This window comes from Acinetobacter boissieri (assembly GCF_900096955.1).
Lineage (GTDB): Bacteria > Pseudomonadota > Gammaproteobacteria > Pseudomonadales > Moraxellaceae > Acinetobacter > Acinetobacter boissieri.
Genome location: NZ_FMYL01000002.1, coordinates 46,661 through 60,284, shown reverse-complemented (window position 1 = coordinate 60,284; position 13,624 = coordinate 46,661). Strand labels below are relative to the sequence as shown.

The 13,624-nt window shown below is 37.6% G+C and carries 13 protein-coding genes; 4 read left to right on the top strand and 9 right to left on the bottom strand.

The window, feature by feature from the left end; translation table 11 throughout:
- Nucleotides 1-3: 3 nt before the first annotated feature.
- Nucleotides 4-909 carry a LysR family transcriptional regulator OxyR gene (gene oxyR / locus BLS38_RS02425; protein ID WP_092746753.1) on the top strand — a complete coding sequence of 302 codons (906 nt, stop codon included), beginning with the start codon at nucleotides 4-6 and terminating at the stop codon, nucleotides 907-909.
- Nucleotides 910-948: 39 nt separating this feature from the next.
- Here the strand turns inward: oxyR and gyrA are convergent, their stop codons facing one another.
- From gyrA to BLS38_RS02405, 4 genes are all read right to left on the bottom strand, one after another.
- Entirely contained in the window at nucleotides 949-3,636 is a 2,688-nt protein-coding gene (gene gyrA, locus BLS38_RS02420) for a DNA gyrase subunit A (protein ID WP_092746752.1), read from the bottom strand.
- Nucleotides 3,637-3,943: 307 nt separating this feature from the next.
- The gene (locus BLS38_RS02415) at nucleotides 3,944-4,876 is read right to left on the bottom strand and encodes an electron transfer flavoprotein subunit alpha/FixB family protein (protein WP_092746751.1); all 933 of its coding nucleotides are present in this window, start codon (nucleotides 4,874-4,876) and stop codon (nucleotides 3,944-3,946) included.
- Nucleotides 4,877-4,894: 18 nt separating this feature from the next.
- Nucleotides 4,895-5,644: an electron transfer flavoprotein subunit beta/FixA family protein gene (locus BLS38_RS02410; protein WP_092746750.1), complete on the bottom strand. Its 750-nt coding sequence runs from the start codon at nucleotides 5,642-5,644 to the stop codon at nucleotides 4,895-4,897.
- A gap of 352 nt (nucleotides 5,645-5,996) precedes the next feature.
- Nucleotides 5,997-6,608 (bottom strand): LysE family translocator, encoded by a 612-nt coding sequence (locus tag BLS38_RS02405; protein ID WP_092746749.1) that lies wholly within the window; start codon nucleotides 6,606-6,608, stop codon nucleotides 5,997-5,999.
- A 114-nt stretch (nucleotides 6,609-6,722) separates the two neighbouring features.
- Here BLS38_RS02405 and BLS38_RS02400 point away from each other — a divergent pair, with 114 nt between their 5' ends.
- Genes BLS38_RS02400 through BLS38_RS02390 form a run of 3 tightly spaced genes read left to right on the top strand, consistent with a single transcriptional unit; the run spans nucleotide 6,723 to nucleotide 8,500 of the window.
- A complete protein-coding gene (locus BLS38_RS02400; protein ID WP_092746748.1) occupies nucleotides 6,723-7,208 on the top strand; it encodes an Lrp/AsnC family transcriptional regulator in 486 nt (161 codons plus the stop codon).
- Between the two features lie 13 nt (nucleotides 7,209-7,221).
- Entirely contained in the window at nucleotides 7,222-7,824 is a 603-nt protein-coding gene (locus BLS38_RS02395) for a GNAT family N-acetyltransferase (RefSeq protein WP_092746747.1), read from the top strand.
- 46 nt (nucleotides 7,825-7,870) lie between these two features.
- Complete coding sequence (locus BLS38_RS02390) at nucleotides 7,871-8,500, top strand: FMN-binding negative transcriptional regulator (protein ID WP_092746746.1); 630 nt, start codon at nucleotides 7,871-7,873, stop codon at nucleotides 8,498-8,500.
- Here BLS38_RS02390 and BLS38_RS02385 read toward each other — a convergent pair.
- From BLS38_RS02385 to BLS38_RS02365, 5 genes are all read right to left on the bottom strand, one after another.
- Nucleotides 8,497-9,408 carry a tyrosine recombinase XerC gene (locus BLS38_RS02385; RefSeq protein WP_092746745.1) on the bottom strand — a complete coding sequence of 304 codons (912 nt, stop codon included), beginning with the start codon at nucleotides 9,406-9,408 and terminating at the stop codon, nucleotides 8,497-8,499. The genes BLS38_RS02390 and BLS38_RS02385 overlap by 4 nt on opposite strands.
- Before the next feature lie 61 nt (nucleotides 9,409-9,469).
- The gene (gene dapF, locus BLS38_RS02380) at nucleotides 9,470-10,315 is read right to left on the bottom strand and encodes a diaminopimelate epimerase (protein ID WP_092746744.1); all 846 of its coding nucleotides are present in this window, start codon (nucleotides 10,313-10,315) and stop codon (nucleotides 9,470-9,472) included.
- Between the two features lie 2 nt (nucleotides 10,316-10,317).
- Nucleotides 10,318-11,568, bottom strand: a complete 1,251-nt coding sequence (gene lysA, locus BLS38_RS02375; RefSeq protein ID WP_092746743.1) for a diaminopimelate decarboxylase — start codon at nucleotides 11,566-11,568, stop codon at nucleotides 10,318-10,320.
- A gap of 46 nt (nucleotides 11,569-11,614) precedes the next feature.
- Nucleotides 11,615-11,800: a lipoprotein gene (locus BLS38_RS02370; protein WP_092746742.1), complete on the bottom strand. Its 186-nt coding sequence runs from the start codon at nucleotides 11,798-11,800 to the stop codon at nucleotides 11,615-11,617.
- Between the two features lie 292 nt (nucleotides 11,801-12,092).
- Nucleotides 12,093-13,511 (bottom strand): amino acid permease, encoded by a 1,419-nt coding sequence (locus BLS38_RS02365; protein ID WP_092746741.1) that lies wholly within the window; start codon nucleotides 13,509-13,511, stop codon nucleotides 12,093-12,095.
- Between the last annotated feature and the right edge of the window lie 113 nt (nucleotides 13,512-13,624).

The following is a 13,624-nucleotide window of genomic DNA, read 5'->3' as shown; positions in this document are numbered from 1 at the left end:
ATTATGGCCGCACTACCTTCACTCAGACAGCTGTCTTACTTAGTTACTCTGTCCGAAACACTACATTTCACCGAAGCAGCTCGCAGATCTTTTGTTACACAATCCACTTTATCAGGTGGAATTATGGAACTTGAAAGATTACTCAGCGGTGTTTTAGTTGAACGAGATAGACAAAATGTCCGCTTAACACCGCTTGGCGAACAAGTTGTTGCTCGGGCTCGAGTATTATTAGCAGATGCTCAAGATTTAATGCGCTTAAGTCGTGAAATGAGTGAACCTCTCACAGGCGATTTGCATCTTGGTATTATTCCAACCATTGCACCTTTCATTTTAACGCAGCTACTTGACGAAGTTCACAAGCAATTGCCAAAAATTCAATTGCATTTACACGAAGCACAAACTGAAAAAATTGTTGAAAAACTTGAACATGGTAGCCTAGATATGATTATCTTGGCACTACCATTCGATATTCGTGGTTTAAAAGTTGCTGAAATTTTCGAAGAAGAACTCGTATTAACTTATAATAAAGATGACCAACAATGTATTGAAGCAAACAGTTTAGATGACTTAGACAACACACGACTTATGTTACTTGAAGAAGGTCATTGCTTACGTGATCACGTATTGAGTGTATGCCCTATCGGTGATCGTAAAACAGACCACCGTATAAAAGCCAGCTCATTACCAACACTGGTTGAAATGGTTTCTTCAAACTTAGGCTATACTCTGTTGCCTGAAATTTCTTTACACAAACAAGTTTTACAATATAACCGTGAGTTAAAAACCAAGCACATTAAAAACGCACCAAATCGTACAATTTCATTAGTTACACGTAAAAGCACTCCTTTACTTAAAGAGTTTGAAGTGCTCACTGAGATTTTGAAAAAAATCACGCAAAGAACAGAATAAATTGTATAAAAAAAGGAAGCCGAAGCTTCCTTTTTTACTCTACTCTGCTATAGGTGGTAACTCGTCAGCCACTTGTTCAGTGTCTAACTCTACATCAGTGTCTTCTTCAACCACTGCTTCTACAGAAACAACTTTAACTAAGGTTTCATCTGTCAAGCGAATTAAACGTACACCTTGTGCATTACGACCCGTAGTTGCTACTTCAGATGCTCGTGTACGTACCATTGTACCCGCATTAGAAATAAGTAGCATTTCTTTGCTTTCATCAATGGCTACTGCACCAACAAGCTCACCATTACGGTCACTGGTTTTAATCGCAATAATGCCTTTACCGCCACGTTTTTTGGTTGGAAAATCATCAACCGATGTACGTTTTCCGTAACCATTTTCACATGCACACAGTACTTCACCATGTTCAGGTACAACGACTAAAGATACAATACGACTCACGATGTTGAGTGCAATCTCATTATCTTCACACAGCTCTTCTTGCTCAAGTTCTACTTCTTCTAAATCTACAGCACCAGAAGACGCAAAGCTCACTCGCATACCTCGAACACCACGTGCTGTTCGACCCATTGCGCGTACATCAGTTTCTGCAAAACGAATAGCTTTACCTTCGTTAGAGAACAACATAATTTGCTTTTGGCCATCTGTGATCGATACACCAATTAAAGTATCTTCTTCATTTAGCTCAATTGCACGCAAACCATTTGAACGCACATTACTAAACTGAGATAACTCCACACGTTTGACTGTACCCGAAGCTGTTGCCATAAATACATAATGATCTTCTGGAAAATCCTTAACTGGCAAAATTGCAGTAATCGTTTCATCTTGTTCTAATGGCAACAAGTTAATCATTGGACGGCCTTTGGCACCGCGTGACGCTTGTGGTACTTCATAGGCTTTTAAACGGTAGACTTTACCTACATTGGTAAAACACAGTACAGTCGAATGGTTTGACGTGACAATAAGATGCTGAATAATATCGTCAATTTTCATTGATGTCGCAGATTTACCACGACCACCACGGCGCTGTGCTTGGTAATCAGACAGAGGCTGGGTTTTTGCATAACCTGTTTGTGAAACGGTCAGTACAATTTGCTCTTCAGGAATTAAATCTTCACGGCTAAAGTCAATACGTGACTCTACAATATCGGTACGACGTGCATCGCCATACTGGTGTAATACTTGTGCCAATTCATCTTTTATGACCGTCATTAACAAATTAAAGTCATTCAATATAGCCGTAAGTTCAGCAATTTGACTTAAAATTTCACCATATTCTGCATGCAGTTTATCTTGTTCTAGACCTGTTAGACGATGCAACCTCAATTCTAAAATAGCATTCACTTGTACTGGCGATAAACAATACACCTGATGAGATAATCCAAACGGGCGTGCTAAGTCTTCCCCTTCAATCACTTCTGGGCGAACAGATACAGAACCAGCTTTTTCTAGTAGTGTAATTACGCCATTGCCCGACCATTCGCTGTCTAGCAAACGTTTACGTGCTTCGCCTGGATTCGGTGATGTCTTAATTGTTTCAATTACTGCATCAATATTCGCTAAAGCAACTGTTAAACCTTCTAAAATATGCCCACGCTCACGTGCTTTACGCAACTCAAACATGGTACGACGTGTTACGACTTCTTGACGATGTCGAATAAATGCCGCAATAATATTCTTCAAGTTCATTAGCTTAGGCTGGCCATTATCTAGGCAAACCATATTAATACTAAATGAGTTTTCAAGCTGTGTATTTAGAAATAGGTTATTCACAATCACTTCTGCGTTTTCACCACGCTTTAAGTCAATTGCAATACGCATACCCTCTTTATCAGATTCGTCACGTAACTCAGAAATACCTTCGAGTTTTTTCTCTTTAACCAGCTCTGCAATGCGCTCAATCACACGTGCTTTATTGACTTGATATGGAATTTCAGTAAAGACGATAGTTGTACGATGAGTTTTTGCATCTTCTTCAAAGTGATATTTACCACGAATATGCAAACGCCCTTTACCTGTACGGTAAGCATCTACAATGCCAGATTTACCATAAATAATACCACCTGTTGGAAAGTCAGGCCCACTAATATGTTCCATTAACCCTTCAATGGAAATATTAGGATTATCTGCATAAGCCAAGCATGCATTCACAACTTCAGTCATGTTGTGCGGTGCCATATTTGTTGCCATACCTACAGCAATACCTGCTGTACCATTAATCAACAAATTTGGAATACGTGTCGGCAATACTTGCGGAATACGCTCAGAACCGTCGTAGTTATCTTCCCAATCCACGGTGTCTTTTTCAAGATCGGCTAATAGCTCATGGGCCAAACGTGTCATGCGTACTTCGGTATAACGCATTGCCGCAGCACTATCACCGTCAACTGAACCGAAGTTCCCTTGACCATCAACCAAACGATAACGCAAGCTAAAATCTTGTGCCATACGGACAATGGTTTCATAGACTGCAGAGTCACCATGTGGGTGATACTTACCAATCACATCACCAACAACACGAGCAGATTTTTTATAGGCTTTATTATAATCATTGCCTAACTCATGCATTGCGAACAATACACGACGGTGAACGGGTTTCAGGCCATCTCTCACATCAGGCAATGCACGAGAAACGATGACACTCATCGCATAGTCTAAATACGAATGCTTGAGTTCATCCTCAATGGCAATCGGTCTTATTTCCGATACGCTCATGCATACTCCTTATTCTTTTGATTAGCCAGTTTTACTAATCTTAGACACAACATACAGAACAAATTAGTTGAAAAAAATCAAACTAAAACGAGATATAAATTAACGCCTTATTATATCACATTTTGCTTATTAAACATGTTCTGTCGCTTAAACGAATCGTATTTTTCAGCACGATAGATACATAATATTTGACTAAAAAAGTCCCAGTGTAAAGATGTTGAAATAAACTTAAAATAGATTGGGAAAACCATGATTTGAAGATAAAAAAACGCCTCTAATCATAGAGGCGTTTTTCATAAAAAATAATTTATATTTTAGTGGTAAATTCTGGAATAATGTCATTAAGGTCGCCGACTAACCAATAGTCTGCAACTGCATTAATCGGTGCTTCTTCGTCTTTGTTAATCGCAACAATTACTTTAGAGTCTTTCATACCTGCTAAATGCTGAATTGCACCAGAAATACCTGCTGCAATATATAAATCAGGTGCAACAATTTTCCCTGTTTGCCCAACTTGCATATCGTTAGGAACAAAGCCTGCATCTACTGCCGCACGAGATGCACCTTGTGCAGCACCAAGTTTATCTGCCAATGGATCGAGTACCGCATGATAGTTTTCTGCAGAACCAACACCACGTCCACCAGACACAACAACACGTGCTGCCGAAAGCTCTGGACGCTCTGTTTTAATGATCTGTTCTGTAACAAAACGAGATACTTTAGCATCTTCAGCAGTCGTAACAGTCTCTAAAGTTGCAGATCCGCCTGTATTCGCAACAGCATCAAATGCAGTTGTTCGAACAGTTGCAACAATAATCGCTTCATCTGATTGCACAGTAGCAATTGCATTGCCTGCATAAATTGAGCGTTTAAAGGTATTTTCAGATTCTACAGAAATAATATCTGTTGCCATACTCACATCAAGTAAAGCTGCCACACGAGGTAAAATATTTTTACCCATTGTTGTCGATGGCGCTAAAACATGACGATAGTCTTTTGCAAGGTCGGCAACCAATGCAGATACATTTTCTGCCAGTTGATGTGCATATACAGCATGATCTGCAACTAAAACTTTGCTTACGCCGGCAACAGCTTTTGCTTGCTCAGCAACCGCTGTAATATTTTCACCAGCCACCAATAACGTAATGTCTGCACCAATTTTCCGCGCTGCTGCAACAACATGTAAAGTTGCGCCATTTAATGCTGTATTATCATGTTCAGCAATCACTAAAATACTCATAGATTTATCCTTTTCGTATCAGATCACTTTAGCTTCATGTCTAAGCTTATCTACAAGCTCATCGACTGAAGTCACTCGTACACCCGCTTTACGCTCAGCAGGATTATCTACACGTACTGTTTTTAGCTTTGTACCTGTGTTTACACCATAATCTGCTAAAGTTTTCACAACTAAAGGCTTTTTACGTGCTTTCATAATGTCAGGTAATTTGACATAACGGGGTTCATTTAAGCGTAGATCTGCTGTAATCACCGCAGGAAATGTAAGTGCAACTGTTTGTAAGCCACCATCTATTTCACGTATTACTTGTACTTGATCTGATTCAACTTTAATTTCAGAGGCAAAAGTTGCTTGTCCCGAGCCCAGTAAAGCACTCAACATTTGACCCACTTGATTTGAGTCATCATCAATGGCTTGCTTGCCCAATAGAATAATCTCGGGTTTTTCTTCGAGAACAATCGCTTTTAGTACCTTTGCAACTTCAAGTGCACCAATATCATCATTCGTTTCAACTAGAATTGAACGATCACCACCCAATGCCATAGACGAACGAAGCTGCTCTTGAGACTCTTTTGCACCTACAGAAACAATCACGATTTCAGAAACAATGCCCTTTTCCTTTAAACGTACTGCTTCTTCTACAGCAATTTCACAAAATGGGTTAATTGACATTTTTACATTAGTCAAATCAACGCCACTATTGTCTTGCTTAATGCGAACCTTCACATTAGCATCTACTACACGTTTGACTGCAACCAGAGCCTTCATGTCATCCTCGGCTATATGTTTAAATACTATAGAAGGAAAAGCAAAATGCTTTTCAAGTTTGTTTTCGGTGCTTATCTTGCATTGATGTGCCCAATCTGGTCAAGCAACAATTCTTTATAGATCAGTTTTTTTTTATTAAAACCTCTATTCTATTTAAAATATAAGTACATTTACTCAAAAAACACTCATACAAGAATAATTTTAAACAAATAAAAAACAGCAACTTATAAATAAAAAAGGCGAAAGATTACATATAACATTTACTGATATACAACATAAAAAATATTCAGTCTACTGATATGCTAAATTTTCATATTTTAACCATTTGGTGACCATATTTTATTTGAACGGCTTAAGAATTTGAAAGCATCCATGTTGCAGCCAACATAATTAAACTGCCTGACCCCATATCTATCCACTTTTGTTGTTTGGTCTGAATATTGCGACCTCGCACAAACCGCGCAAATATTACACTTAATACACTATATACGATCAAACATAAACCAATAAAAATAAAGGATAACATTAACCCTTGCAAAATTGTATTGCCTTGTTTATTTATAAATTGCGGTAAAATTGCAAAATAAATAAGCATACCCTTAGGGTTTAAAAGAGCTGTAAAAAACCCTTTTTTGATTGGATTTTTTGCCACTTTTTTATTAAAACTTAAATCGCTACCTTTAGTAAATGCTGTACGAAATAAAGTGAAAGCTAAAAACAACAAATATATTACGCCCACATAACGAATGGTCTCAAACAAAATTGGATATGCCACAATAATTGCTGAAATACCTAAAGCCACCAAGATAGAATGAACCGTATACCCTAAACATACGCCAGATGTTGCCATAATACCTGCTTTTGCATCTTTTCCCATGACTTGTGACAAGATAAATAACATATCTGGGCCAGGTGTAAAAACTAGTGGAATAATAGTCAATGCAAATAGCGTTAAATCAGACACTTGGAAAGCTCTCAGTTCAGGTTTATATTATTTTTGTATTATCTAAATTTAGCAATAAAATAGGCTGTCAAATATTTTATAATATTATTTATTTTTAGAATTTAATGTGAATAAATGAAACTTAATTCATCAGATATTCGAATAAAGCTCGATAGAATAGACAAAAGTATTATTCGAAACTTACAAAAAAATGGCCGAATTCAAAACAACGATTTAGCCAAAGAAATTGGACTATCACCCTCCTCTTGTTTAAGACGTGTCAAAATACTCGAAGATGCGGGAGTCATTGAAAGTTACACGACTTTAGTTAATCCACACAAAGTGGGTTTACAGCTTATTTTATTTTCAAGAATTTGGTTAATTGGGCAAGATGCAGAAACGATTAATATCTTTATAGAAGCCATGAAAGAACTACCTCAAGTCATGGACTGCTATATTATTTTGGGCGAATGTGATGCAATGCTAAAAGTTATTGTTGCAGATTTAGAAAGCTATCGTAAATTTCAGTCTAGCCATTTGACTAAGAAAAATGGTATTACTAGCGTGAAGACTGACTTACCTAGTCAAATTATTAAACAAAGCTATCAACTACCATTATAAAATAGAGAAAAAGATGTCTTTTATACAACCTGTTCAATTATCAAAACATGGCATTTTACTTGAACCACTCACACACGAACATTTATATGGGCTCAGCACCGCTTGCAAAGATGGCGAACTTTGGAAAATTAGAGTTACATCAACCCCTAAGGTAGATGAAGTTAAGCAATACATTGATACGGCGTGCAACCAAAAATTACTCGGCCAACGCTTTGCTTTTGCTGTAATTGAGCAAGCGACAGGGCATGTGATTGGCACAACCAGTTATCATGATATTTTATCAGATGTAAAACGTATTGAAATTGGCTATACGTGGTACGCTCAGCGTATGCAACGTACGCATGTAAATACCACATGTAAATTATTGCTTTTAGAACATGCATTTGAAGTATTAAATTGTAATATTGTTGCCTTACGTACAGATATATTTAACTTTAAAAGTCAACGTGCCATTGAACGTTTAGGCGCTAAAAAAGATGGGATTATTCGTGGGAATGCGCTCAGAAAAGATAACACTATTCGAGATACTGTCATGTACAGTATCAGCGCAAGTGAATGGCCAAATATTAAATTGCATTTAACAGATTTATTGTCGCAACACGGGTTGAATGAATGACTTTTTTAGTTATGATTGAACATAGCCAAATTAAAGATACTTCGCCATGTTTCAACCACCACAATACCAAGAAAATGATTTAAACACATTACATCAGTTCCTTAACACACATAATTTTGCAACGCTCATGAGTTACAACCAAACACATGAGCGTATTGAAGCAGGCCACTTACCCTTTATTTTAGATATTAATCAAGGAATGTACGGTACGCTGAGTGCACATATTGCCAAAGCCAACCCATTATACGAGCAAATTAAACAAGACCAATCTGTACTATTGAGCTTTCAGGGAGATCAACAATATATTAGCCCAAACTGGTATCCAACTAAGGCCGATCATCACCGTGCTGTGCCTACTTGGAATTACATGGTGGTACATGTTAGAGGGCGGATACACTGCATAGATGATGAAAAATCTTTACTTGCCCTCCTTGGACGACTAACAAAACAACACGAAGCCAGTCAAGCCATTCCTTGGAAAATGAAAGATGCACCTGCAGAATATATTCAAAATTTACTCAAAGAAATTGCAGTGATTTATATTGAGATTGACAGCATTGTAGGTCAGTTTAAAACCAGCCAAGATCGACCAAATATAGACAAAATACGTGTGGCTCAAGCATTACAAACAACTGCACCAGAAATGTCAGCACATATTAAACAACATACAAACTAATGCTTTTGCGCTCTTGGATGGCTTTTATCGTACACCGCAGCAAGGCGCTCAAAATCTAAATGCGTATAAATTTGAGTAGTAGATAAATTACTGTGTCCCAACATTTCTTGTACAGCACGTAAATCACCACTTGCAGAAAGCATATGACTGGCAAAGCAGTGCCTTAATAAATGGGGGTGTAAATTAATATTTACCCCTGCTCTTTGCGCTTGAAATTTAACGCGATTTTCAATTTGTCGGTTGCTTAAAGCATTGCCTTTTTGAGACACAAAAACCGCATCTGCCGCCTGAAATTTACCTTTCCATAAACGATAAACCTCAAGCCATTTGAGTAATGCTTGCTTAGATTTTTCACCAAAAGGAACAATGCGTTCTTTACTTCCTTTACCTATTACACGAAGTAATCGTCTATTTAAGTCTATGCTATTAAAGCATAAACTTTGTATTTCAGATAAACGGATACCGCTAGTATACAGTAACTCTAAAATCGCTTTATCTCTGATCCAAAGTTGTTGATCTATCACACTTTCAGGCATAGGCTGATCTAAAATTTGTATAATTGTTTCTATATCTACTAAGCCAGGTAATGCACGAGCATGGCGTTTGAGTTGAAAATCAGCAGAAAAGTTTTGGACAATTAAATGATTTTCAGTCACCCATTTCATAAATTGCCGAATAGCACTGAGTTGACGTTGTAAACTACTTGAACTTAACTGGCCATGCTCAACTCGGAAGGTCAAATATTCTCGTAAATCTGATGCTTCAATCTCTGGTAATGCTAATTTTTTTTTGTCACAAAACTGAATAAAATCGGTTAAATCTCGCCGATATGCTGACAAAGTATGTTCAGATTGGTTTTGTCTTTCTCTGACATTCAACCAACTGTCTAACCAATACCATGTATCCATAGATGACTATTACTCAAAGTTCACCAAGCTCACCATTTAGTCAATGAGCTCGGTATTGGCTTTAGTACTGAAAATAACTTAAGTCTAAACGCCCTTCATAGACTGTTGCTGTCGGACCAGTCATATAAACAACGCCACCCTCTTGCCATGCAATGTGTAAGCGCCCACCTGCAAGCTCAATTTCAACTTCTTCGGAAAGCAAACCACGGCGCATTGCACTTACAGCAGCAGCACATGCTCCTGTACCACATGCCAATGTTTCACCTACACCACGTTCAAATACACGCAAGCGCGCTTGTTTTTCATTTAAAATTTGTAAAAAACCAGCATTAACTCGGTTCGGGAAACGAGCATGCTTTTCAATTTGTGGGCCTAAACGTGCCACATCTACCTGTAATATATCTGGAACAAGTGTCACAGCATGTGGATTACCCATGTTCACAACATCAATTTTAACAATTAACTGATCCGCTAACTCTAAATCATAAAGACTATCACTTAACTCTGCTGTGAATGGAATCTCGTGAGGTGAAAACTTAGGCTGTCCCATATTTACACGTACCCAACCATTAACTCCCAATTCAGGTTCAACCACACCTGATTTGGTTTGTACTTTAATTTTGGTTTTACGTGTCAATTTACGGTCATGCACAAAACGAGCAAAACAACGTACACCATTACCGCACTGCTCAACTTCAGAACCATCTGCATTAAAAATACGGTATTTGAAGTCAACATTCGGTAAGTCAGGTGGTTCAACAATCAGTAACTGATCAAAACCGATACCAAAATGACGGTCAGCCAACCGTTGAATTGTCAATGGATCAAAATGGGCTTGCTGGCTAATCAGATCAACCACCATAAAGTCGTTACCCAAGCCATGCATTTTACTAAATTCAAGTAACATGATTATTCCTCAGGTAAAAAGTGCTCTTTTTCCCACAATGATTCAATGGTTTCACGCTCACGAATTAAATGCGCCTGTGAGCCATCAACCATCACTTCAGCAGCACGTGCACGTGTATTGTAATTTGAACTCATTACAAAACCGTATGCGCCTGCACCTAAAACAGCGAGCGTGTCATTGTCTTGTAAGTTCAACTCACGATCTTTGGCAAGAAAATCCCCTGTTTCACAAATTGCACCAACAATATCCCAAGTTTTTGTTTCACCTTCAATACGTGCTGTCACTGGTTGAATATCCATCCATGCTTGGTATAAAGACGGACGAATCAAATCATTCATTGCGGCATCTACAATTGCGAAATTACGATGACTGGTTGGTTTGAGTAAATCTACTTTAGTGAGTAAAATACCTGCATTTGCACTAATACTACGACCCGGCTCCATATAGACTTTTAATCCGAGTCGCTCAAGTGCTGGACGCAATGCTTGTGCAAACTGCGTGACACTCGGTGGGGTTTCATCTTTGTACACTACCCCTAAGCCACCACCAATATCTATATGTTCTAACTCAATGCCAGCTTCTTTTAACTCACAAATCATGAGTTCTAAACGTGCTAAAGCATCTTCAAATGGCTGTGTTTCAGTCAGTTGTGAACCAATATGACAATCTATACCAATAATTTTTAAATGTTTTAAACTGTGTGCATAAAGATATGTCTCTAAAACTGCATCACTTTGAATACCAAATTTATTTTCTTTTAGCCCTGTTGAAATATAAGGGTGTGTATTTGCATCTACATCTGGGTTAACACGCAATGAAATAGGTGCTTTTACATTTAACTTCGCAGCTACTTTTTCAATGCGATCAAGCTCTGCATATGACTCAACATTAAAACATGCAATACCTACTTTTAATGCTTTTTCAATATCTTCTTCCGACTTACCCAAGCCTGAAAACACAATTTTTTGTGCATCACCACCTGCGGCTAACACACGTGCAAGCTCACCCCCCGTTACAATATCAAAGCCTGCCCCTATTTTAGATAACACACGAAGTACTGCTAAATTTGAATTAGACTTTACTGCATAGCACACTTGATGTGGTATATAGGAAAATGCTTGATCTAAATCAAGATAGTGTTTTTCAAATGTGGCTTTAGAATATACATACAAAGGTGTACCAAACTGCTGTGCCAGTTGCTCTAAATTGCACTGCTCTGCATGTAAAATCCCATCTATACGGGTAAAGCTCATAAATAATCCTTGCTTAGAATACAAAAATTTTTGTATATAAATCTGTTTAGTTTTTTGAAGATACGGTTGAATCTTTTTGATTGTTCGTTGCGTGATCTGCTGGATGCCAAAGTAAATATTTAGGTCGAGTATCTAAGTCAGGATCATTCGTCAATTGCAATGCACCAGACTGTCCGCAACCAGATAAACCACTCAGTAAAATCAACCCAATTATGTATTTTACTTTATGCATGTCCCGCCCTGCTTAATATGTGAGTTCACATGAAGTATAGCGTGATGCAAGTGGCTTTGAAATGAAATAATGAAAGATGTTGTACTAAAATAGAGCAAGAGATTTACAACAAAGTGATGAATCCATATTCAGCAAATGGTTGATCATTAGACAGTGCAAACCAAATTCAGCACCAAAAACATACTATCAAATATAGAAAAAGCACCATAATGATTCATATCAATAAAGTAAAGAACCATCACAGTGCATAATCATATAAATAAATTAAAATATTTTATATAATTTTTTTGATTTAAAACTGTTTATTATCTGACTGACCTTTAAGTTTTGGCTTATAAAAACCATAATAACCTATTGCCAATACAATCAACCAAATTGGGCTAACCATCAATGATTTGCGAGTGTCATCTTCTAAGCTTAAAATACCAATGGTAAACAAGAAGAATATAATCACTGCATAACACATTGCGATACCGCCAGGCATTTTGAATTTTGATTTTGCATGCAATTCTGGACGTAATTTACGATAGCGAATGTAGCATACCAAAATAATAATCCAAACAGACAAGAACAAAATTGTACACAATGTACCCGCAAGCGTGAAGGCTTCAATGGTATTTGGTACGAAGTATTGTAATAATGAACCGCCCATAATACATGCGCAAGAGAATATCAAGCCATTTGCAGGTACACCATTTCGGGTTAAGAAACTCAAAACTTTAGGTGCTTGACCATCTTTTGCAAGACCAAACATCATACGGCTTGTAGAAAATACACCACTGTTCATTGATGACATTACAGAAGACAATACAACCAAGTTCATAATAATTGCAGCGGTTGGAATACCAGCCATTAAGAATAATTCAACAAATGGACTACGGTCTGCTTTTACTTCTGTCCATGGTGTCACAGACATAACTACAACTAATGACAATACGTAAAATAAAATAACACGAATTGGAATAGAGTTAATCGCTTTTGGTAAGTTCTTCTCTGGATCTTTAGTCTCGGCTGCTGTAGTACCTACAAGCTCCACACCCATAAAGGCAAAAATTGCAATTTGGAAGCCTGCTAAGAAACCGCTCATACCATGTGGGAACATACCACCATGATTCCAAATGTTACTAACCGATGCCACTGTACCGTTTGGTGATTGGAAACTGGTCGCAACCATATAAATACCAATTAAAACTAAAGCAATAATGGCTACAATTTTAATAATTGCAAACCAAAATTCAACTTCACCAAACAGCTTAACTGTGAGTAGATTAAGTACAAATAAGAAAAGTACACAACCTGCACTAATCATGGCTTGATCAACAGGTGAAAATGTTGCGCCCGGTGGTAACCAAAACGTTAAATAACTCACGACAGCGGTTAAATCCGCCATACCCACTAAAACCCAACCAATCCAATACGTCCAACCCACGTAAAAGCCAACACCTGGACCAAGTAAGTCGTATGCCATATCTACAAAAGATTTGTAGTTTAAATTAGAAAGTAATAATTCACCTAACGCACGCATGAGAAAGAAAATCATGGTACCGATGATCATGTAAATAAATAAAATCGATGGACCTGCCAACGAAATTGTTTTCCCCGACCCCATAAACAAACCCGTACCAATTGCACCACCAATAGCGATCAACTGTAAGTGACGGTTTGTTAAATTACGTTGCAAATCTGAAGAATGCTCATGTTGTACAGTCATTCAGTGTCTTCCCACAATATATTTATACATTTTTATTATAAGCAAAAAGTATTCCAATTTAACAGACAAGCTGACTGTTATTTTTATATTCGTTCAATAAAAAGCATGAGATA